Origin of the sequence: Vibrio ostreae, assembly GCF_019226825.1 — a bacterium.
GTDB lineage: Bacteria > Pseudomonadota > Gammaproteobacteria > Enterobacterales > Vibrionaceae > Vibrio > Vibrio ostreae.
This window is the reverse complement of sequence record NZ_CP076643.1, coordinates 1,545,256-1,565,029: the sequence shown is the minus strand read 5'-3', so window position 1 is coordinate 1,565,029 and position 19,774 is coordinate 1,545,256. Positions and strand designations below refer to the sequence as shown.

14 protein-coding genes and 2 pseudogenes are annotated in these 19,774 nt (G+C 50.5%); 12 read left to right on the top strand and 4 right to left on the bottom strand.

Annotation, left to right across the window (positions count from 1 at the left end; all coding sequences use genetic code 11):
- Window positions 1-5: 5 nt before the first annotated feature.
- Window positions 6-1,373, bottom strand: coding sequence for an L-serine ammonia-lyase (locus KNV97_RS13155; protein ID WP_218563310.1), 1,368 nt, complete (start codon window positions 1,371-1,373; stop codon window positions 6-8).
- Between the two features lie 612 nt (window positions 1,374-1,985).
- Here KNV97_RS13155 and KNV97_RS13150 point away from each other — a divergent pair.
- The 10 genes and pseudogenes from KNV97_RS13150 (at window position 1,986) to KNV97_RS13105 (ending at window position 13,759) form a co-directional block, all read left to right on the top strand.
- Window positions 1,986-3,455, top strand: a complete 1,470-nt coding sequence (locus KNV97_RS13150) for a protein adenylyltransferase SelO (RefSeq protein WP_218563309.1) — start codon at window positions 1,986-1,988, stop codon at window positions 3,453-3,455.
- Window positions 3,456-3,573: 118 nt separating this feature from the next.
- Window positions 3,574-4,299 carry a response regulator gene (locus tag KNV97_RS13145; protein WP_218563308.1) on the top strand — a complete coding sequence of 242 codons (726 nt, stop codon included), beginning with the start codon at window positions 3,574-3,576 and terminating at the stop codon, window positions 4,297-4,299.
- Window positions 4,300-4,301: 2 nt separating this feature from the next.
- The gene (locus KNV97_RS13140) at window positions 4,302-5,756 is read left to right on the top strand and encodes an ATP-binding protein (protein ID WP_218563307.1); all 1,455 of its coding nucleotides are present in this window, start codon (window positions 4,302-4,304) and stop codon (window positions 5,754-5,756) included.
- Between the two features lie 121 nt (window positions 5,757-5,877).
- Complete coding sequence (locus KNV97_RS13135; RefSeq protein ID WP_218563306.1) at window positions 5,878-7,125, top strand: ABC transporter substrate-binding protein; 1,248 nt, start codon at window positions 5,878-5,880, stop codon at window positions 7,123-7,125.
- Between the two features lie 97 nt (window positions 7,126-7,222).
- A complete protein-coding gene (locus KNV97_RS13130) occupies window positions 7,223-8,146 on the top strand; it encodes a carbohydrate ABC transporter permease (RefSeq protein ID WP_136484268.1) in 924 nt (307 codons plus the stop codon).
- Window positions 8,143-9,001 (top strand): annotated as a pseudogene (locus KNV97_RS13125) (carbohydrate ABC transporter permease). Before KNV97_RS13130 ends, KNV97_RS13125 begins: the two are co-directional and overlap by 4 nt.
- A 5-nt stretch (window positions 9,002-9,006) precedes the next feature.
- Window positions 9,007-10,119 (top strand): ABC transporter ATP-binding protein, encoded by a 1,113-nt coding sequence (locus KNV97_RS13120; protein WP_136484266.1) that lies wholly within the window; start codon window positions 9,007-9,009, stop codon window positions 10,117-10,119.
- A 538-nt stretch (window positions 10,120-10,657) separates the two neighbouring features.
- Window positions 10,658-11,656 carry a DctP family TRAP transporter solute-binding subunit gene (locus KNV97_RS13115; protein WP_136484265.1) on the top strand — a complete coding sequence of 333 codons (999 nt, stop codon included), beginning with the start codon at window positions 10,658-10,660 and terminating at the stop codon, window positions 11,654-11,656.
- A gap of 69 nt (window positions 11,657-11,725) precedes the next feature.
- Window positions 11,726-12,394, top strand: a complete 669-nt coding sequence (locus KNV97_RS13110) for a TRAP transporter small permease (RefSeq protein ID WP_136484264.1) — start codon at window positions 11,726-11,728, stop codon at window positions 12,392-12,394.
- A 3-nt stretch (window positions 12,395-12,397) separates the two neighbouring features.
- Window positions 12,398-13,759 carry a TRAP transporter large permease gene (locus KNV97_RS13105; protein WP_218563305.1) on the top strand — a complete coding sequence of 454 codons (1,362 nt, stop codon included), beginning with the start codon at window positions 12,398-12,400 and terminating at the stop codon, window positions 13,757-13,759.
- Between the two features lie 7 nt (window positions 13,760-13,766).
- Here the strand turns inward: KNV97_RS13105 and KNV97_RS13100 are convergent, their stop codons facing one another.
- The 3 genes and pseudogenes from KNV97_RS13100 to KNV97_RS13090 all read right to left on the bottom strand — a co-directional run bounded on the left by KNV97_RS13100 (window position 13,767) and on the right by KNV97_RS13090 (window position 17,209).
- The gene (locus tag KNV97_RS13100; protein WP_136484262.1) at window positions 13,767-13,946 is read right to left on the bottom strand and encodes a hypothetical protein; all 180 of its coding nucleotides are present in this window, start codon (window positions 13,944-13,946) and stop codon (window positions 13,767-13,769) included.
- A gap of 80 nt (window positions 13,947-14,026) precedes the next feature.
- On the bottom strand, window positions 14,027-15,364 hold the full coding sequence (locus KNV97_RS13095; RefSeq protein ID WP_136484261.1) for a sigma-54-dependent transcriptional regulator: 1,338 nt from the start codon (window positions 15,362-15,364) through the stop codon (window positions 14,027-14,029).
- Window positions 15,357-17,209 (bottom strand): annotated as a pseudogene (locus tag KNV97_RS13090) (sensor histidine kinase). Before KNV97_RS13090 ends, KNV97_RS13095 begins: the two are co-directional and overlap by 8 nt.
- 514 nt (window positions 17,210-17,723) lie before the next feature.
- Between KNV97_RS13090 and tig the strand changes: the two are divergent.
- Both tig and clpP read left to right on the top strand, forming a co-directional pair.
- On the top strand, window positions 17,724-19,028 hold the full coding sequence (gene tig, locus KNV97_RS13085) for a trigger factor (protein ID WP_136484259.1): 1,305 nt from the start codon (window positions 17,724-17,726) through the stop codon (window positions 19,026-19,028).
- Between the two features lie 107 nt (window positions 19,029-19,135).
- The gene (clpP, locus tag KNV97_RS13080; RefSeq protein ID WP_136484258.1) at window positions 19,136-19,762 is read left to right on the top strand and encodes an ATP-dependent Clp endopeptidase proteolytic subunit ClpP; all 627 of its coding nucleotides are present in this window, start codon (window positions 19,136-19,138) and stop codon (window positions 19,760-19,762) included.
- The last annotated feature ends 12 nt before the right edge of the window (window positions 19,763-19,774 follow it).

Here is a 19,774-nt window from a genome sequence, read left to right as displayed (position 1 = left end):
GCGTTTCACTCACATGGCGGTGCGAGATGAATTAATGCCAGGCCACCAAGGGAGGTTTCACGGTATTTCTTATTCATGTCTTTGCCGGTCTGGTACATGGTATCAATCACTTTATCCAATGAGATTAAACATTTACTGGTACGTTTGAGCGCCATGCGCGAGGCATTGATGGCTTTCATCGCGCCCATCGCATTGCGTTCGATACAGGGTACCTGCACCAGACCGCCAATCGGATCACAGGTCATGCCGAGCGAATGCTCCATCGCGATTTCCGCCGCAATGCACATTTGTTCGTTACTGCCGCCGCGCAGGGATGTCAGACCGGCAGCAGCCATCGAGGATGAAACGCCGATTTCACCCTGGCAGCCTACCTCGGCACCGGAAATAGAGGCATTGGTTTTGTACAGGATGCCGATGGCACCGGCCACCGCAAGAAAGTCTTTCAGCTGTTTGGTATCAAGCGGGCGGATAAAGCGGTGATAGTACATCAGTACTGCCGGAATGACGCCTGCTGCGCCATTGGTGGGGGAGGTGACGACCTGGCCACCGGCGGCATTTTCTTCACTGACCGCAAAGGCGTACAGGTTTATCCAGTCCATGATCTCCATCGGGTCGTTTTCAATTTTGGCATTCGCCTCGAGCTTTTTGAGCAGAGCCGGCGCACGACGCGTCACATTCAGGCCGCCATCAAGGATGCCTTCGGTCTCAAATCCCCTTTGCATGCAAAGCGACATGACTTTCCAGATCTGATCGGTGCGGTCATCAATTTCTTTTTGGGTATGGAAAGCCAGTTCATTGCGCAGCACCAGCCCGCCCAGACTCAAACCATGCCGTTCCGCTTTTTTAAGCAGGGCTTCGGCGGAGTCAAACGGATAATCGACCAGGACTTTAGGTGTCTTGGTGCCATGTTCGAGTTCGTCGGCTGTCGCGATAAATCCGCCCCCGATAGAGTAGTAGGTTTCAAAGCCTATCGGCTGGCCGTGAGAGTCGAATGCGGTCAGAGTCATGCCGTTCTCATGCAGCGGCAGGTTGCTGGTATGAAAGAGCAAATCACCAGCGTAATCAAAGCCTATTTCGTGCTGGCCACCGAGCAGAAGAACCCCTTCGTCAAGCGCGCGTTGCAACGCATTGTTGGCACTGGTCATTTTTATGGTGTCTGGCTGATTACCCAGCAAGCCAAGAATAACGGCTTTATCAGTGTGGTGACCCTTGCCGGTTAATGACAGCGAACCGTACAAATCAATTTGCACTCGTTTCACCCGCTGTTGCGGAGTGAGCAGGCTGAGAAAGTGATGGCCGGCGATCATCGGGCCATTGGTATGCGAGCTGGAAGGACCAACCCCAATTTTGAAAATATCAAAGATCGATAACATACGGACACCTTTAATCAATAAATGAACAGGCTGCTGGCCATATATCTGACGCAGATTCACTTTCAAGAATAGACCGTAATGATCGTGGTCGACGCCTTTTATCACAATGGATGTAACAAAAATTTAATATCTAAAATGCTTGAGAACAGCGCAAAATTTCATCATATTGTCATTAGGTTGTCACATTTAAAGGGAGACAAAATGCATCAAGAAATGATTCAACCCAGCGTGTTAGGTGTGGTAGGCAGAACCATTCTGTTCTCCCTCTTTGCGATTGTTGCCGTGTTCAGTGTGGTGTAATTATCACGTTTGCAGACCAATGATTGCATAGCGCCCTATGGCCACACGGCTGGCAGACAGAAACAGGCCCGCAGCAGTATTGCCGCGGGCCTGTTGGTTTTTAGTACCAACAGGAAAGTGTGCACTGTGACCCGATTGAGTTGCTCCTGACATCCGCTTTGCCGCAGAGCGAAGTGCCCGCCGTGCGAGTGAGCGCAAGCTAGTCCCGGCGCAGTTAAACTTTGCCGCTCAGTGCTGGCCGGCTCGTAAAACCTAGTATTGCAGTCGGGTATTTGCTAACGTTTTACCCAAACAGTCAATGAGAGAATAAGTATGTCGGTTTGGGACAGCGTCACATTATCCACCCGTTTTCGGGCGATGCCTGAGGTGTTTTATACCCCGGTTGAGCCACAACCGCTGCTGAATGTCGGTTGGGTCGCCTGGAACGCAGAACTGGCAAGGCAGTTTGACCTGCCAGCACAACCGAACGATGAGTTGCTCCAGGCTCTGTCCGGACAGGCAATGCCTGAAGCGTTTGCACCACTGGCGATGAAATATGCCGGCCACCAGTTTGGGGTATATAACCCGGATCTCGGTGACGGACGCGGCCTGCTGTTGGCAGAAATGCGCTCCCGGCAAGGAGAGGTATTTGACATCCATCTTAAAGGTGCCGGTCTGACGCCGTATTCCCGTATGGGGGATGGCCGTGCGGTTCTGCGTTCATCAATTCGCGAGTATTTGTGCAGTGAAGCGATGGCGGGTTTGGGGATTGCTACGACCCGGGCTTTGGCACTAATGCACAGTGACACTCCGGTTTACCGCGAGAAACAAGAGCGCGGCGCGCTGTTGGTGCGCGTTGCCCAAAGCCACATTCGCTTTGGTCACTTTGAATACTTCTTTTACACCGGCCAACATGAAGAGCTACGGCTGCTTGCCGACAAAGTGATTGAATGGTATTTCCCGCATTGTGCCGATGAAGCGGACCCTTATGCCGCTCTATTCAATCAGGTGGTTGATCACACCGCGCAGATGATTGCCCAGTGGCAGGCGGTCGGTTTTGCCCATGGTGTTATGAATACCGACAATATGTCGATTCTGGGACAGACCTTCGATTACGGTCCGTTTGCCTTCCTGGATGATTATCAGTCGGATTTCATTTGTAACCATTCTGATTACCAGGGCCGCTATGCGTTTGATCAGCAGCCGCGAGTGGCGTTGTGGAATCTGTCTGCGCTGGCTCAGGCTTTGTCGCCGCTGGTTGAGCGTTCGGATCTGGAAGCGGCGCTGAGTGCCTACGAAACCCAGCTTAATGGCCATTTCAGTGCGCTGATGCGTGCCAAGCTTGGCCTCAATCGCAGACTGGAGAATGACGGCGCTCTGTTTGACGACATGTTCGGGCTACTGGAAAAGCACAAAGTTGATTACACCCGCTTCATGCGTCAGTTATCTGAGTTAGATCGTGATGCTCAGCAGGCAGTACTGGACCTGTTTATCGATCGCGAGGCAGCACAAACCTGGCTGCAGCGTTATTTGAGCCGTTGTGAGCAAGAGCTGGACGCAGTAGGGCAACCGCTCAGCTCTGGTGAGCGCTGCAGTGCGATGCGCCGTGTTAATCCGAAGTACATCTTGCGTAATTATCTGGCGCAACTGGCGATAGATAAGGCAGAGCAGGGAGACTTTAGTGAGGTGCACCGCCTGGCAGAAATTCTCAAGACGCCTTTTGAGGATCAGCCGCAGTATGAAGATTACGCCCGTCTGCCGCCGGAGTGGGGTAAGAAGCTGGAAATCAGCTGCTCATCATGAGCGGCTGAAAATGTGATCTTGGTTTAGAACGGCATCAAATTTCCGTTAAATATCGATAATCATTCGCTATCCGTCCCGATACACTGCTTGTTAAAAATTTGTACAAGACAGGTGAGCAATGGAAGGCACACGTATTGTTGTCGTGGATGATGACCGCGAAATCTGTGAGCTTTTGGACGAGTATCTGAGTAAATCAGGTTATCAGGTCGCGACAGTATGCGATGGACGGGCGTTACTCGCTCATATCGAGCAGCACGGTTATCCGGATCTGGTGCTGCTCGATGTCATGTTGCCAGGGGATGACGGTTTCACGTTATGTCAGAAAATCCGGCGCAGTTCCGATGTGCCTATCATTATGCTGACCGCAGTCTCCGATGAAACCGACCAGATCATCGGCCTGGAAATTGGCGCTGATGATTACATCGCCAAACCTTTCAGCCCGCGTCAGTTAATGGCACGCATTAAAGCTCTGCTGCGCCGGGCCCAAGTCAGTGAAGATAAATCGGCCGATCCGTTACCCAAGCGCATCGCTTTTGGTGACTGGCGACTCGATACCTTATCGCATCGTATGACCCATCAGCAAAGTGGTGAGGAACATGAATTATCGGGCAGCGATTTTGCTCTGCTGATGCTGTTCCTGTCCCGGGCCAATGAGGTTCTGGATCGCGACACCATTTCTTTTGCGACCCGGGGCCGGGAAGCCCTGCCATTTGAACGCGGTATTGATGTCCAATTGAGCCGTTTGCGGCAACGGCTGGGGGACAGTGCCAAATACCCTAACTACATCAAAACGTTACGTGGCAATGGCTATCTTCTGTCTGTGCCGGTCAGCTTTGAGTACTGACGATGTCTGTCCGCCGGATATTGCAGTTTATTAAGCCGACCTCGCTGGTGGCGCGTACCTTGCTGCTGACGTTGTTGGCGGTGTTACTGGCACAAGGGCTGGCAACCTCGATATGGTACAGCCAGTCCAAATCGAATGAACTGGAAGGGATACGCTCGGCATCTTCCAGCATGGCCGGTATGTTTGCCTCGACCGTAACCTTTTTCCAGTCCTTACCGGTGCGTTACCGTCATATCGTGCTGGACCAGATCCGCAATATGGGCGGCACCCGCTTCTTTGTTTCGTTCAATAAGCAGCAGCTGCTCGTTGACCCGATTGAAAATACCCGCTTTAAACTGGCGTCAGTCAGTGCTGTGCGTCAGGTGTTGCAGCAAAAGCTCAACAACGTTGGTGAGATTCGGGTCGATTTTACCCGTCCCGAGCACCTGCGCTTATTGAAAAATGACATTTATCTGAATGATCTGCCTCGTTCCTGGGCGCATCACACTCTGACGCTGGAGCCGCTCAATCCGCCGGTCATGGTGGTCCAGATTGAACTGGCCAGCCATGAGTGGCTGTATATCGCAGCCTTGTTGCCCGCACCTTATGTCAATCTGGATGATAATCTGCTCGGCCGTGAGCAACTGCTGTTCCTGCTGCTGTCTACCACGATTTTATTGCTGCTGACTTATCTTTTGGTGCGGCGTCAGGTCCGGCCGCTGAAAAATCTCGCCCGGGCGGCCAATGATCTCAGTATGGATATCGCCCAGCGGCCGCTGCGTGAAGAGGGAGCAAGTGAGCTGGTAATGGCGACCCGCGCCTTCAACCGGATGCAGCAGCGTATCCGGCGTTATGTCGCTGACCGTGAGCATCTCTTTGCCGCCATTTCCCATGATTTAAAGACCCCGATCACCCGTTTACGACTGCGCGCGGAGCTGCTGGAGAGCGATGTTAAACGCGCCAAATTTAATCGTGATCTGGATGAACTGGAGATGATGGTCAAAGGCGCCTTGCAATGTGTACGTGATACTGAATTGCATGAAAATAATGATTACATTGATCTCAGCGAGCTGATTCAGAGCATTGCGGAAGGCTACAATTTTGAGCGGGAACGGGTCCATTTTACTCCGGTAACGATGGAGCCTTTGATTGTCAAACCGCTCGCGATGCGTCGTGTCCTTAGTAACCTGATTGATAACGGGGTGAAATATGGTGAGGAAGTGACAGTGACGCTAAGGGAAACGCCGCAGTGGATCGTCATCACTTTGCAGGATCAGGGGCCCGGTATTCCGGCTGACAAACTGGAAGCGGTTTTTGAACCCTATTTTCGTCTGGCTGATGATGAAGAGGGGCATGGTTTAGGGTTGGGGATATGCCGTAACATTTTGCACGGACACGGCGGAGATCTCATTATTGCCAACTCGCTGCAGGGCGGCCTATTAGTGCAAGTCTTTGTTCCCCCTAACATTGATGTCTAATGTAACTCATCTGTTACCTTGTTGTTACTGTATGTTGCAGACAAAGTTTTAGAGTTATCTATGCTGGTTGTAGAGCGCTTTAAGCGCCGACAGCCAAATCCAAACATGGAAGATAACCAGAATGAAACTAACCAAAACTCTACTGACTCTCTCTCTGCTATCCGCAACGTCACTGGCTCAGGCTGGTGAAGTCGAAGTACTTCACTGGTGGACATCCGGTGGTGAAGCGAAATCCGTCGCCGTTTTGAAACAGCTGATGGAGCAAGAAGGCCACACCTGGAAAGATTTTGCTGTAGCCGGTGGTGGTGGTGAAAGTGCCATGACGGTACTGAAAACCCGCGCGGTGTCCGGGAATCCGCCATCAGCGGCGCAAATTAAAGGTCATGATATTCAGGAATGGGCAGGGCTGGGTTTTCTGACCAATCTGAATGATGTGGCTGCCGAAGGGCACTGGGATGACATCATTCCGCCGATGATCAACCAGGTGATGAAGTATGACGGCGAGTACGTGGCAGTACCGGTCAACGTGCACCGTGTGAACTGGATGTGGGCCAACCCGGAAGTGTTCAAGAAAGCGGGAGCGAAAGTGCCGACCAATCTGGATGAATTCTTTGCTGCAGCAGACAAAATCAAGGCGGCCGGTTTCATCCCTCTGGCGCACGGTGGTCAACCGTGGCAGGACGCGACTGTATTTGAAGCGGTTGCTCTGGATGTGCTCGGACCGCAAGACTATGTGAAAGCTTTCGTTGATCTGGATATGGATGCCTTATCCGGCGATAAGATGGTTCAGGTGTTCACTCAATTCAAAAAACTGCACAACTACATCGATGACAACTCACCAGGCCGAGACTGGAACGTTGCGACTTCTATGGTGATCAATGGTGATGCTGCGATGCAGATCATGGGCGACTGGGCGAAAGGCGAATTTACCGCAGCGGGTAAGGTGCCTGGTCAGGACTACCTGTGCTTCCCCGCTCTGGGCACGCAAGGGGAATTTACTTATAACGTGGACAGCTTTGCTTTCTTTGAGCTGAAAGATGCAGAAAACATCAAAGCACAGAAAGCCCTGGCCAAAACCATCATTTCACCTCAGTTCCAGGAAGTCTTTAACCTCAATAAAGGCTCAATTCCGGTCCGTACGGATATGGACATGGCGAAATTCGACCAGTGTGCGATGGACTCAATGAAAGAGTTCAAGTCATCGTCTACAGATGGTGGGCTGGTACCGAGTATGGCGCACGGTATGTCGACCACCAGCTATGCTCAGGGTGCCATCTTTGACGTCGTGACTAACTTCTTCAATGACCGCGATGCCGATCCAAAACAGGCGGCGCAGAAACTGGCTAAGGCTGTGAAAGCAGCCATGTAAGCGCTGCTTCAATCTCCAACCGTTACTGTTGAATTGTGCAAGACAGAGAGCATCTGCGCTCTGTCTTGTCACAAGCTGTTTTCTTACAAGGAAAGTTATGGAGCATGTTTTGAAGCGTCCAACGACTTATTCTGCGCCAAAGCGAAGCTTTGCCGACAGACTGCAGCACTGGCTGCCGAAAATCGTCCTGTCACCGACCATAGTGGTTACTTTGGTGTGTATTTATGGATTTATTTTCTGGACCGCCGCGCTGTCACTGACCAACTCCCGATTTTTACCCAGTTTTAATTTTGTCGGTTTCACTCAGTACAGCAAACTGATGGACAACGATCGCTGGCTGACCTCGATTACTAATCTGGGAATATTTGGTCTGCTGTTTATGCTGATTGCCATCGTACTCGGCGTTTTTCTGGCCATCTTTCTTGATCAGAATATCCGTCAGGAAGGGGCGATTCGCACCATTTATCTCTATCCGATGGCGCTCTCTTTTATCGTGACCGGTACCGCCTGGAAATGGATTCTTAACCCGGGGCTCGGGCTTGAAAAACTGATGCATGACTGGGGGTTTACCGGATTTCAGTTTGACTGGCTGGTGGATTCAGACATGGCGGTTTACACCCTGGTGATCGCGGCAGTGTGGCAATCCTCCGGTTTTGTAATGGCCATGTTTCTGGCCGGCTTGCGTGGTATCGATGCCTCGATTATCAAAGCGGCGCAAATTGATGGTGCCAGTCTGCCGGTCATTTACTGGAAAATTGTGCTGCCGTGTCTGCGCCCGGTCTTTTTCAGTGCGGTGATCATTACCTCGCACATCGCCATCAAAAGCTTTGATCTGGTGACCGCTATGACGGCCGGTGGCCCTGGTTATTCTTCCGATTTGCCTGCGCTGTTTATGTATGCGCACTCCTTTACCCGTGGTCAGATTGGCCTGGGTGCGGCCAGTGCGATGATGATGCTGGGCGGTATTCTCGCCATTCTGGTGCCATACCTTTATTCCGAATTAAGGGAGAAAAAATCATGAACCGTTCAATGAATTTCGCCCGTTTAGGAATCTATGCGTTATTGCTGGCATTTTGTCTGATGTATCTGATGCCGCTGCTGGTGATGGTGCTGACGTCATTCAAATCCTTGCCGGATATTCGTGCCGGGAACCTGATTTCACTGCCTCAGGAGTGGGTGATGGATGCCTGGCTAAAAGCCTGGGACAGCGCCTGTACCGGTGTTAGTTGTGACGGCATTAAAGGTTATTTCTGGAACTCGTTTCAGATGGTGATCCCGGCCGTGCTGATTTCGACCCTGCTGGGTGCATTCAATGGCTATGTGGTAACGAAGTGGCAATTCCGCGGCTCTAACCTGTTTTTCAGCCTGCTACTGTTTGGTTGTTTTATCCCGTTTCAGGTGATCCTGCTGCCGATGGCGGCGGTGCTGGGCAAGCTTGGTCTGGCGAACACCACCACGGGGCTGGTCATCGTGCATGTGATTTATGGGATGGCTTTTACCACCTTGTTTTTCCGTAATTTCTATATTGCGGTGCCGGATGAACTGGTCAAAGCGGCCAAACTGGATGGCGCAGGGTTCTTTACCATCTTTTTCCGCATCTTACTGCCGATTTCAACCCCCGATCATCATGGTCACCATTATTTGGCAGTTCACCGCCATCTGGAATGATTTCTTGTTTGGTGTGGTGTATTCCGGCTCCGATACACAGCCGATTACCGTTGCTCTGAATAACCTGGTCAACACCAGTACCGGAGTGAAGGAATATAACGTAGATATGGCCGCCGCCATCATTGCAGCGTTGCCGACGCTGCTGGTGTACGTGCTGGCCGGGAAATATTTTGTACGCGGTCTGACCGCAGGATCAGTAAAAGGATAATCCGCATGGCAGCATTAGATTTAAAACAGATTCGCAAAACGTATCGCAATGCGGAACAGGAAACCCTGAAGGGAATTGATATCAGTATCGAGTCCGGTGAGTTTTTGATTCTGGTTGGCCCATCCGGTTGTGGTAAGTCAACGTTGATGAATACCATCGCGGGTCTGGAGAATATTACCTCAGGTGAAATTGTGATTGATGGCGTAGATGTCTCCAATGTTGAACCCAAAGATCGTGACATCGCAATGGTATTTCAATCGTACGCATTGTATCCAAATATGACGGTGCGCGATAATATTGCTTTCGGTTTGAAGATCCGCAAAATGGCCAAAGAGGCGATCGATGCGGAAGTGAATCGAGTCGCCGAAATGCTGCAAATCAGCCATCTTCTGGAGCGTAAACCATCGCAATTATCCGGTGGTCAGCGCCAAAGGGTAGCGATGGGACGCGCATTGGCACGTCGGCCTAAGCTGTATCTGTTCGACGAGCCTTTGTCGAATCTGGATGCGAAACTGCGAGTGGATATGCGTCATCAGATTAAGCGTCTGCACCAGCAGTTAAAAACAACCATTGTTTATGTGACCCACGATCAGATAGAAGCCATGACGCTGGCGGACAGAATTGCGGTAATGAAAGATGGCGAGTTGCAGCAGTTAGGAACGCCGCAGGAGATTTACAATCATCCGAACAACATGTTTGTTGCCGGCTTTATGGGCTCACCCTCGATGAATTTTATTCATACTCAGGTGGAACGGAACAGTGAGCAACAGCCAGTGATTAAAGTGCGTGGCAGTGATGCCCGAGAGCATGAAATCAAGCTGCCAGCGGCGCTGCGTGAGCAAGCTGGCCGCTCAATTGTCATCGGCGTACGCCCGGAGCATATCACTGAGCAGCCGGGTAAGGATGAGCAAACATCGACCGGACTTGAACTGCTGCTCGAAGTACTTGAGCCGACAGGGCCGGATATTATTGCTATGGTTAAAGTGAATGATGAAGAGGTGGCGTGTCGCTTGTCACCTGAGTATCAGGTCAAACCTGGACAAACGGCGACTTTGCATTTTGATTTGTCAAAGGCCGTGTTTTTCGACGCTGCGACTGAGCAGCGCATTCATTTTTAACCGGCTGGTGCTGTGATACCAGCCCGCCAGTTTAAGTGCACTCTCCAATCAATGACTCAGGTACTCGGGGGAGACTTGGGTTAATTATGGGGTGTTGCCGGGTCAGGCTTGCGACCCGGACGGAGAGTGCACTTACCTCTTCACTCTCGGCACTATTAACGTTTCCCTCATTCCCTCATATTTCCCCGCTTTGTCCTGTTTAGCATAATTTTTTCAAATGGTTATCATCTTGGTCGTTGTCGGCACGTAGAATGTTGATACGTTTTAGTCGAACGTCAATAGCCTGAATAGCCGATATCCGCAGGGATAAGGATATGGATGGAAAATGACCCAATCACTATTTTTCTATGGGTCAGATTCCACCCATTTGTACTGACTTTCAGCGGCTTAGTCATTGTTAAAAATCAGGTAACAGAGTGTAACTGTTTGTAAAATAAGTAATGTTAATAAAATGTAGCATATTGGCCTGCTAATTGCTCCTTAGTGAATAACCAGCACCCATAGATGGGGCTGATAAATGAAACTAAGGAGAATTATAATGTTCAAGCCTCTTACTCTGTTAACTGCCTCTATTCTTGCTGTCACCAGCTTCAACGCTGCCGCAAACTGTGATCCGGGTGAAATCGTGATCAAGTTCAGTCACGTGACCAACACCGATAAACACCCGAAAGGCATCGCTGCTTCGCTGCTGGAAAAACGCGTTAACGAAGAGATGAATGGTAAAGCCTGTATGCAGGTGTTCCCTAACTCGACTCTGTACGATGATGACAAAGTGCTGGAAGCGCTGCTCAATGGCGATGTTCAATTGGCCGCACCTTCACTGTCGAAGTTTGAAAAATTCACCAAAAAGTTCCGTTTGTTCGATCTCCCTTTCCTTTTTGATGATGTTGATGCCGTAGACCGTTTCCAGAACTCTGAGTCGGGTGAAGCGCTGAAAAATGCGATGAACCGTCGTGGCGTGAAAGGTCTGGAATTCTGGCACAACGGCATGAAACAAATTTCTGCGAACAAACCGCTGCTGGTGCCTGGAGATGCGAAAGGTCTCAAGTTCCGTGTTCAGGCATCGGATGTGCTGGTGGCTCAGTTTGAACAACTGGGCGCTAACCCGCAGAAAATGTCGTTTGCTGAAGTGTATGGCGGCCTGCAAACCAAAGTTATCGATGGTCAGGAAAATACTTGGTCAAACACCTATGGCCAGAAGTACTTCGAAGTACAGGACGGTATCACTGAAACTAACCACGGTATTCTTGATTACCTGGTGGTGACCTCAACCAAATGGTGGGATGGTCTGCCAGCAGACGTACGTGATCAGTTCGCTACTATCCTTCAGGAAGTGACTCAAACCCGTAACGCTGAATCTAACCGCGTGGAAGAGCAGAACAAGCAGTACATCGTTGAAGCAGGCGGTGTGGTGCGTGAGCTGACTCCGGAACAGCGTGAGCAGTGGGTTGACGCTCTGAAACCGGTCTGGAAGAAGTTTGAAAAAGATATTGGTTCGGACCTGATTGACGCTGCCCTGGCGTCAAATCAGAAGTAAAGCAAGCGGCCCCGGGAATGCGCCGGGGCCATTTGCCCGCCATACTCAATTATCAGAGCGATGTATCTTATGCAACAGTCCTTCTTTGCAAAAGTAGGTCAATGGACGGATAAGGCGGAGGAAACCTTGATCGCCTTCTTCCTGGGTGCCATGACTCTGCTGACTTTCGTCAACGTTATTTTACGTTATCTTTTTAACGACAACATTCTGTGGGCGCTTGAGCTAACCGTATTCATGTTCGCCTGGATGGTTCTGGTTGGTGCTTCTTACGGCGTGAAGAAACATTTCCATATCGGGGTTGATGTGGTGATCAACCTGGCACCGGAAGGGGGGCGTAAACTGCTGGCTCTGTTCTCGGTTGCCTGCTGTCTCGCTTTCTCTATTTTGTTGCTGATTGGCTCCTGGAATTACTGGTATCCGTTTATCAGCGAACGCGCCTGGTATGAAACCGATGATATTCCGATGCCCGACATGCTGCAGTTCCTGGCTGACTGGTTCAACGAGGGTGAACGTTACGAAAAAATGCCGCGTTTCATTCCTTATATGGCCCTGCCATTGGGGATGGCATTGATGACTTTCCGTTTTCTGCAAATCGCCTATCAAATCCTGACCGGAAAACTGGATCGTCTGATTGCCGGTCATGAAGCGGAAGAGGAGCTGGAAGCTCTGAAAGAAGAGCTGAAAGATGCGGGTGATGTGATGGGCACCAAGCCTGACGCGAACGGTAAGGAGAAGTAAGCCATGGCTATTCTTATGCTTTTTATCATGGTGATTGGCTTCATGCTGGTGGGCGTGCCGATTGCTGTGTCACTGGGTTTATCCAGTATTCTGTTTTTGATGTGGCATTCAGAAGCTTCGCTGGCTTCGGTGGCACAGACTCTGTTTAATGCGTTTGAAGGTCACTACACACTGCTGGCGATCCCTTTCTTTATTCTGGCCTCCAGTTTTATGTCTACCGGTGGTGTGGCGAAACGTATCATTCGCTTTGCGATTGCGATGGTCGGCTGGTTCCGTGGTGGTTTGGCGGTCGCTTCTGTTGTGGCGTGTATGATGTTCGCGGCGCTGTCCGGTTCATCACCGGCCACCGTGGTGGCTATCGGTAGTATTGTTATCGCTGGTATGGTCAAAAACGGCTACAGCAAAGAGTTTGCTGCCGGGGTGATTTGTAACGCCGGTACGTTAGGGATTCTGATCCCGCCGTCGATTGTGATGGTGGTCTACTCTGCGGCAACCAATGTGTCTGTGGGACGTATGTTCCTGGGGGGCGTGATCCCCGGTTTGCTGGCAGGACTGATGTTGATCATCGCCATTTATATTACAGCCCGGGTAAAGAACCTGCCTAAGCAGCCTTTTGTTGGCTGGAGCGAAGCCTTCGCGGCAGCTAAAGATGCCAGCTGGGGATTATTGCTGGTGGTTATTATCCTGGGTGGTATTTACGGCGGTATCTTTACTCCGACTGAAGCCGCCGCCGTGGCCGCCGTTTACGCCTTCTTGATTGCGAACTTTGTTTACTGCGATATGGGCCCGTTTGCCGATAAAACCAACACTAAACCGGCGCTGATCAAGGTGTTTCAGGCTTTGGTGCACAAAGACACCAAAGCGACGCTGTATGATGCGGGCAAACTGACCATTATGCTGCTGTTTATCATTGCCAACGCATTGATTTTGAAACACGTGCTGACCGAAGAACGTGTACCGCAAATGATTACTGAGTCGATGCTGTCCGCCGGTCTCGGACCCATCACCTTCCTGATCGTGGTCAACGTTCTGCTGCTGATTGGTGGTCAGTTCATGGAGCCGTCAGGCCTGCTGATTATCGTCGCGCCGCTGGTGTTCCCGATTGCGATGGCGTTGGGCATTGACCCGATTCATCTTGGTATCATCATGGTGGTTAACATGGAGATCGGTATGATTACCCCTCCGGTTGGTCTCAACCTGTTCGTGACCGCCGGGGTAGCGAAAATGTCGATGATGCGGGTCGTCAAAGCCGCCCTGCCTTGGGTTGCGGTGATGTTTCTGTTCCTTATCATCGTCACTTATGTGCCTTGGGTTTCTACCTGGCTGCCAACCACACTGATGGGGCCGGAAATCCTGACGAAGTAATTTCAAATCAGATGATTTCGTCGATGACTTTGCCCGGATGGCGTCTGCTTCCGGGCATTTTTCTGCGTTCGTAAAAGCGCCATTTCTGGAGATGAGTGCGGCGTTCACGATGAAAGCGTTTTTCCGGGTAATAGACACCGTCATGCAGAACTGTATCGGTAATATAACCCAGAGGTAACTTTTTCATGACGGCGTACCGGTGGCTGCGGATCCTAGGACCCCGATAGGTTAAGTATAACCTCTCACCGACAGGGTGAAGTAGGCGACTCAGTTTTTAAAGTTATCTTTGTCGATACGATATTTCTGCATTTTGTCGTACAGCGTCTTACGCGGAATATTGAGTTGTTCCATGGTGAGCTTAATACTGCCGTTACTTTCAATCAGCGCCTTTTCGATCGCAACTTTTTCAAATTCTGCCACCTGGTCGGCCAGGCTGCCGGAGCTACTGACGACCGGAGCATCATCCAATTGCGCCAGTTTACCAAGTAGCACAAAGCGTTCGGCAACGTTACGCAGTTCGCGCACGTTGCCCGGCCAGTCATGGTTCATCAAAGTTTGCAGATCCTGGGCATTGAGCGCAGTCGCCGCTTTACCATAACGCGCGGCTGCCACCAGTAAAAAGTGGTGGAACAGGGTCGCAATATCCTCTTTACGCTCGCGCAACGGTGGCAGATCGAGGGTGACGATATTGAGACGGTAATAGAGATCCTGGCGGAACGAACCTTCCATCGCCGCTTGTTTAAGATCGACCTTGGTCGCAGCAATGACACGAAAATTTAGCGGGATCAATTCGTTGGAGCCAACCCGTTCAATCACCCGTTCCTGTAGCACCCGCAGCAAGCGAATTTGCGCCTGCATCGGCATTGATTCGATTTCATCCAGGAACAGAGTACCGCCCTGGGCGTGTTCAAATTTACCGATTCGTTTGCTGTCAGCGCCGGTGAACGCGCCTTTTTCATGGCCGTATAATTCACTCTCAATCAGATTTTCCGGCACCGCCCCGCAGTTGACCGCGACAAAGTTTTGCTCTCGGCGTGAACTCTGCTCATGCAGTGAACGGGCAATCAGTTCCTTACCGGTACCGGTTTCGCCAAACAGCAGAATGTCGGCATCGGTGTCGGCGACGGTGGCGATGGTATCACGCAGGGACTGGATACTGTCGGTATCACCGATAATGCGCGGCCCCAGGGTCTGGCTCGCTTTCAGGCTGCGTTTAAGTTGCTGGTTTTCTAAGGTCAGTTTGCGTTTATCTATCGCCCGGTTGACGGTTTCAATCAGCCTTTCAGGAGAAAACGGTTTTTCAATAAAATCGTAGGCACCGTCGTGCATGGCCTGAACAGCCATTGAGATATCACCGTGGCCGGTAATCAGGATCACCGGCACATCCGGATCCTGATGATGAATCGAGGTCAGCAAGTTCTGGCCGCTCAGCCCCGGCAGGCAGATATCGGTGACCACAACCAGGGGCATTTCCCCTTGTTTAATTGCCAGTAATGCTTCTTCTGCGCTGGCAAAATAGCGCGCTTCAATATCCGCCAGTTCAAAGCTCTGTTCGATAGCGATACGAATGTCGGTTTCGTCATCGATGAAAAATACGTCACACATCCTGACTTCCTTGGGTAGTTACTTGTGGTATTGAATCAGCAGAGGGGGTCAGGCTTGGCTGACGGGGTGCAATGATCGGAAGACGAATCGTAAACCGGGCACCCCCCAAGCGGCGCGGTGCTGACATCGAGTTCACCGTCCATACTCTGGACAATCTGTTGTGAGATAGACAGCCCGAGTCCGAGACCATTCTGCTTTGTGGTGAAAAAGGGCTCAAACAGCTGAGCCCGTTTGTCTTCACTGATGCCCGGGCCATTGTCGTCAACATGGATATAGGCCCGCTGATTATCCCGGGTTAAGGTGAGATGAACCTGTCGTTGCGCCTGATCTGCCACAGCCTGCATTGCATTAGTCAGTAGATTAATCAGCACCTGCTCGAGTTGTATCGGGTTGATACTGACCCAGACCGGTTGCGGTGGCGTGCTGACCTCAAATTTAACACCTTGCGACTTAAACTGGGCCTGCATCAGCTCTTTGGCGTAAACCACAATCGGTTGTAATTGAGCGTCAGCCCGTTCTTCACTGCTGCTTTTACGCGCGAACGATTTGAGTTGTTCGCTGATCTTGGCCATACGTTCGGTCAGAGCGGAAATGCGGGTCAGATTTTCATCGGTACGCTCCGGTTTGCCGCCGGCGAGAAAGCGGCGTCCGTTGTCGGCAAAACTGCGAATCGCCGCCAGCGGATTGTTCAGTTCATGACTGATGCTGGCCGACATCTGGCCGAGGACGGCCAGTTTCGCAGCCTGGATCAGCTCATTCTGAGTCTGACGCAGGGCGTCTTCGGTCTTAATCCGTTCCCGGATTTCGGCATGCAGTTCAGCAGTCCGCTCCATGACCTGGAACTCAAGCTTCTGTTTTGCTTCGAGCTGCAACTGGTCAATCTGGCGCTGACGCTGTTTACGGTGCTGATTAAGCAACAGCGCCAGATAAACAATGATAAACAACATGGTTAAAATCATGATCAGTCCGAATACGTCCCAGAACACCTCAATCTTGGGCGACAGGACATGGATGGTCAGTTGTGGTGAGGTCAGGCGCCGGCTTGATACGATAAAGTCGCCTTTCATCCAGCCCTGGCTGGGGTTTTTCCATTCACTTTGCGCGGCAGAAAAATCGCCTTGCAGGCCAAGAGAAATGATGGGCTGATTGAGATACTGACGGCTGTTGCGGGATCGCATCGCGGGTCTGTTCATTGAGGGTGGCGACGCTTTTGAACAGCCAGTCAGGCTGGCTGGACATGAAAACCACTTGATTGACATCGGTGGCGACAAAATAGCTGTTGCGGCTTTGCCAGTTCTCTTCGATCGCTGATAAGTCCATCTTCACTACCACCACACCGAGAATTTCAGCCGCGTATACCACAGGATAGGCGTAGTAGTAACCGCGTTCACCTGAGGTGGAGCCCAGGGCGAAATACTGGCTGCTGTTGCCCTGAATGGCCTGATAAAAATAGGGACGCCAGGCAAAGTTACGTCCGATGAAGGTGCGTTCAAGGTTCCAGTTGCTGGCCGTTAAAGTATTGCCATAAGCGTCAAGCAGGTAAGTGTCTGCGGCCTGGATGACGTCGTTGACCTGCTCCAGATAGCGATTGGTGATTTCGAGCTGAGCCGTATTGTGCGGATTGAGCAGGGCATCAATTAACTCTTTGTCTTTTGACAGCAGACGCGGGATGTGAGCGTACTTGTCCAGCTTGGTGACGATGTGACTGGAAAACTTATCCAGCTCCGATTGCTGCTCGGTAAGCAGGCTCTGATACTGATAACGCCAGGCCAAATGGGCGCAAACCGCGGTGACCGTAATAAATACGATAAAAAACAGTATACTGAGTCGGCGAATCGATAACATCCTGTTGTCCCGCGTGGTGTTTAAGCCCGGCCTCCATGATACTGGGAGTTGGCTGTTGAGTGGTTTAAAAGATGGTAAATTGCGAGCACAAAACAAGAGCAAGATCTCTTTTTGGGCTTTTGCAGAAAAAAAAGCCTCGATTCCCTTGAAAAAGCCTTTATTGTCCCCATTTCATGGCAATCACACTTTGGTTTGATGGATTTTTTAGCACTCAGTTGACTTTTTAAGACATTGACCTTTCTCTGACCGGGGATTAGCTCGACAGCCATACTTCTGGTCGGTAGAATGCGGCGTCTAAATTTTTTGTCCTGAGACTAATCAGAGATACCGTTGGCTGCTTATTGCGGCAAAGATATCACTCATTAGTCCGGTATTGAGGCCACAAGCGCTTGAATACCGATGCTCAATAATTACAGTTAAGTGCTCTTACGGGTACCACACAAGGATGCAGCCAGAACCGGGTTCTGGCTCATGACGCTCAGGAATACTGAGCCAGTTTTGAGGTTTATAAACAATGCAAGTTACTGTTGAAACGCTAGAAGGCCTAGAGCGCCGTCTTAATATTACTGTTCCTGCTGCTAACATCGAAGATGCAGTATCAGCTGAACTACGCAACATCGCGAAAAACCGTCGTTTCGATGGTTTCCGTAAAGGCAAAGTGCCGATGAAGATGGTTGCTAAGATGTACGGTAAAGCAGTACGTCAAGACGTTCTTGGTGAAGTTATGCAACGTCATTTCATCGAAGCGATCGTAAAAGAAAAGATCAACCCAGCGGGCGCACCAACGTTTGCTCCAGTAGCTAACAATGAAGGCGAAGATCTAGTATTTACAGCGACTTTCGAAGTTTACCCAGAAGTTGAACTGAAAGGCCTGGAAAACATCACTGTAGAAAAACCAACTACAGAAATCACGGATGCAGACGTAACTGAAATGCTGGACACTCTGCGTAAGCAGCAAGCTTCTTGGACTCAAGTTGACGAAGCAGCAGCAGAAGGCAAACGCGTAACTATCGATTTCGTTGGTTCTATCGACGGCGTTGAATTCGAAGGCGGTAAAGCTGAAAACTTCCCTCTGGAAATGGGCGCAGGCCGCATGATCCCAGGTTTTGAAGACGGTATCGCAGGTAAGACTGCTGGTATGGAATTCGAAATTGACGTGACTTTCCCAGAAGATTACCACGCAGAAAACCTGAAAGGTAAAGCAGCTAAGTTTGCAATCAAAGTAAGCAAAGTTGAAGCTCAGGAACTGCCAGAACTGAACGACGAATTCGTTGCTAAGTTCGGTGTGGTTGAAGGTGGCGTTGACGCACTGAAAGCTGAAGTTCGTAAGAACATGGATCGCGAACTGAAGCAAGCGATCAAAGCTCGCATCAAAGATCAAGCTCTGGAAGGTCTGGTAAAAGAGAACGACATCGACGTTCCTTCTGCTCTGATTGATCAAGAAATCAACGTACTGCGTCAGCAAGCTGCGCAGCGCTTCGGTGGTAACGTTGAAGCGGCTAACCAACTGCCACGTGAACTGTTCGAAGAGCAGGCAAAACGTCGCGTAGTAGTAGGTCTTCTGCTGGGTGAAGTGATCAAAGCTGAAGAACTGAAAGCAGACGAAGAGAAAGTGAAAGCGCTGATCGAAGAGATGGCGACTGCTTACGAAGATCCTTCAGAAGTGATTGCTTACTACGAGCAAAACCCACAAATGATGGACAACATGCGTAACGTTGCTCTAGAAGAGCAAGCAATCGACGCAATCATTGCTAAAGCAAACGTAACTGAGAAAGCAGTTAGCTTCAACGAGCTAATGAACCCTCAAGTTGCTGCTTAATAAGCAAGTTCTCGTGTAGAAAGGTTGACGAGACGTTAACTATTCTGCTAACAATGGTCCGTGTGATTGCCCATCATCCGGGCCATTTATTTTAGGGACATAAGACTATGAGCTACCAAGAAAAAAATGCAATGTCGCCAATCATTGACGCGCTAGTACCCATGGTGGTCGAACAAACTTCTCGTGGTGAGCGCTCATACGACATCTATTCTCGCTTATTAAAAGACCGCGTGATTTTTTTAACTGGTCAAGTAGAAGATCACATGGCGAACCTTGTCGTGGCTCAACTGCTTTTCTTAGAATCTGAAAACCCTGATAAAGACATTTTCCTTTACATTAACTCTCCGGGTGGCAGTGTAACTGCGGGTATGTCAATCTATGACACCATGCAGTTTATTAAGCCAAACGTGAGCACACTGTGTATTGGTCAAGCTTGTTCAATGGGGGCGTTCCTGTTAGCTGGCGGTGCGCCAGGTAAACGTTACGTGTTACCGAACTCGCGTGTCATGATTCACCAACCACTGGGTGGTTTCCAGGGTCAGGCGTCGGATATTCAGATCCACGCTCAGGAAATCCTGACCATTAAGAACAAGCTGAACCACTTGCTGGCAGAACATACCGGCCAGCCTCTGGAAGTGGTTGAACGTGATACTGACCGAGACAATTTCATGTCTGCCCAGCAGGCAGTAGATTATGGTCTGGTGGACGCAGTTCTGACCCATCGTGGCGAGTAACAGTTCTGGGAA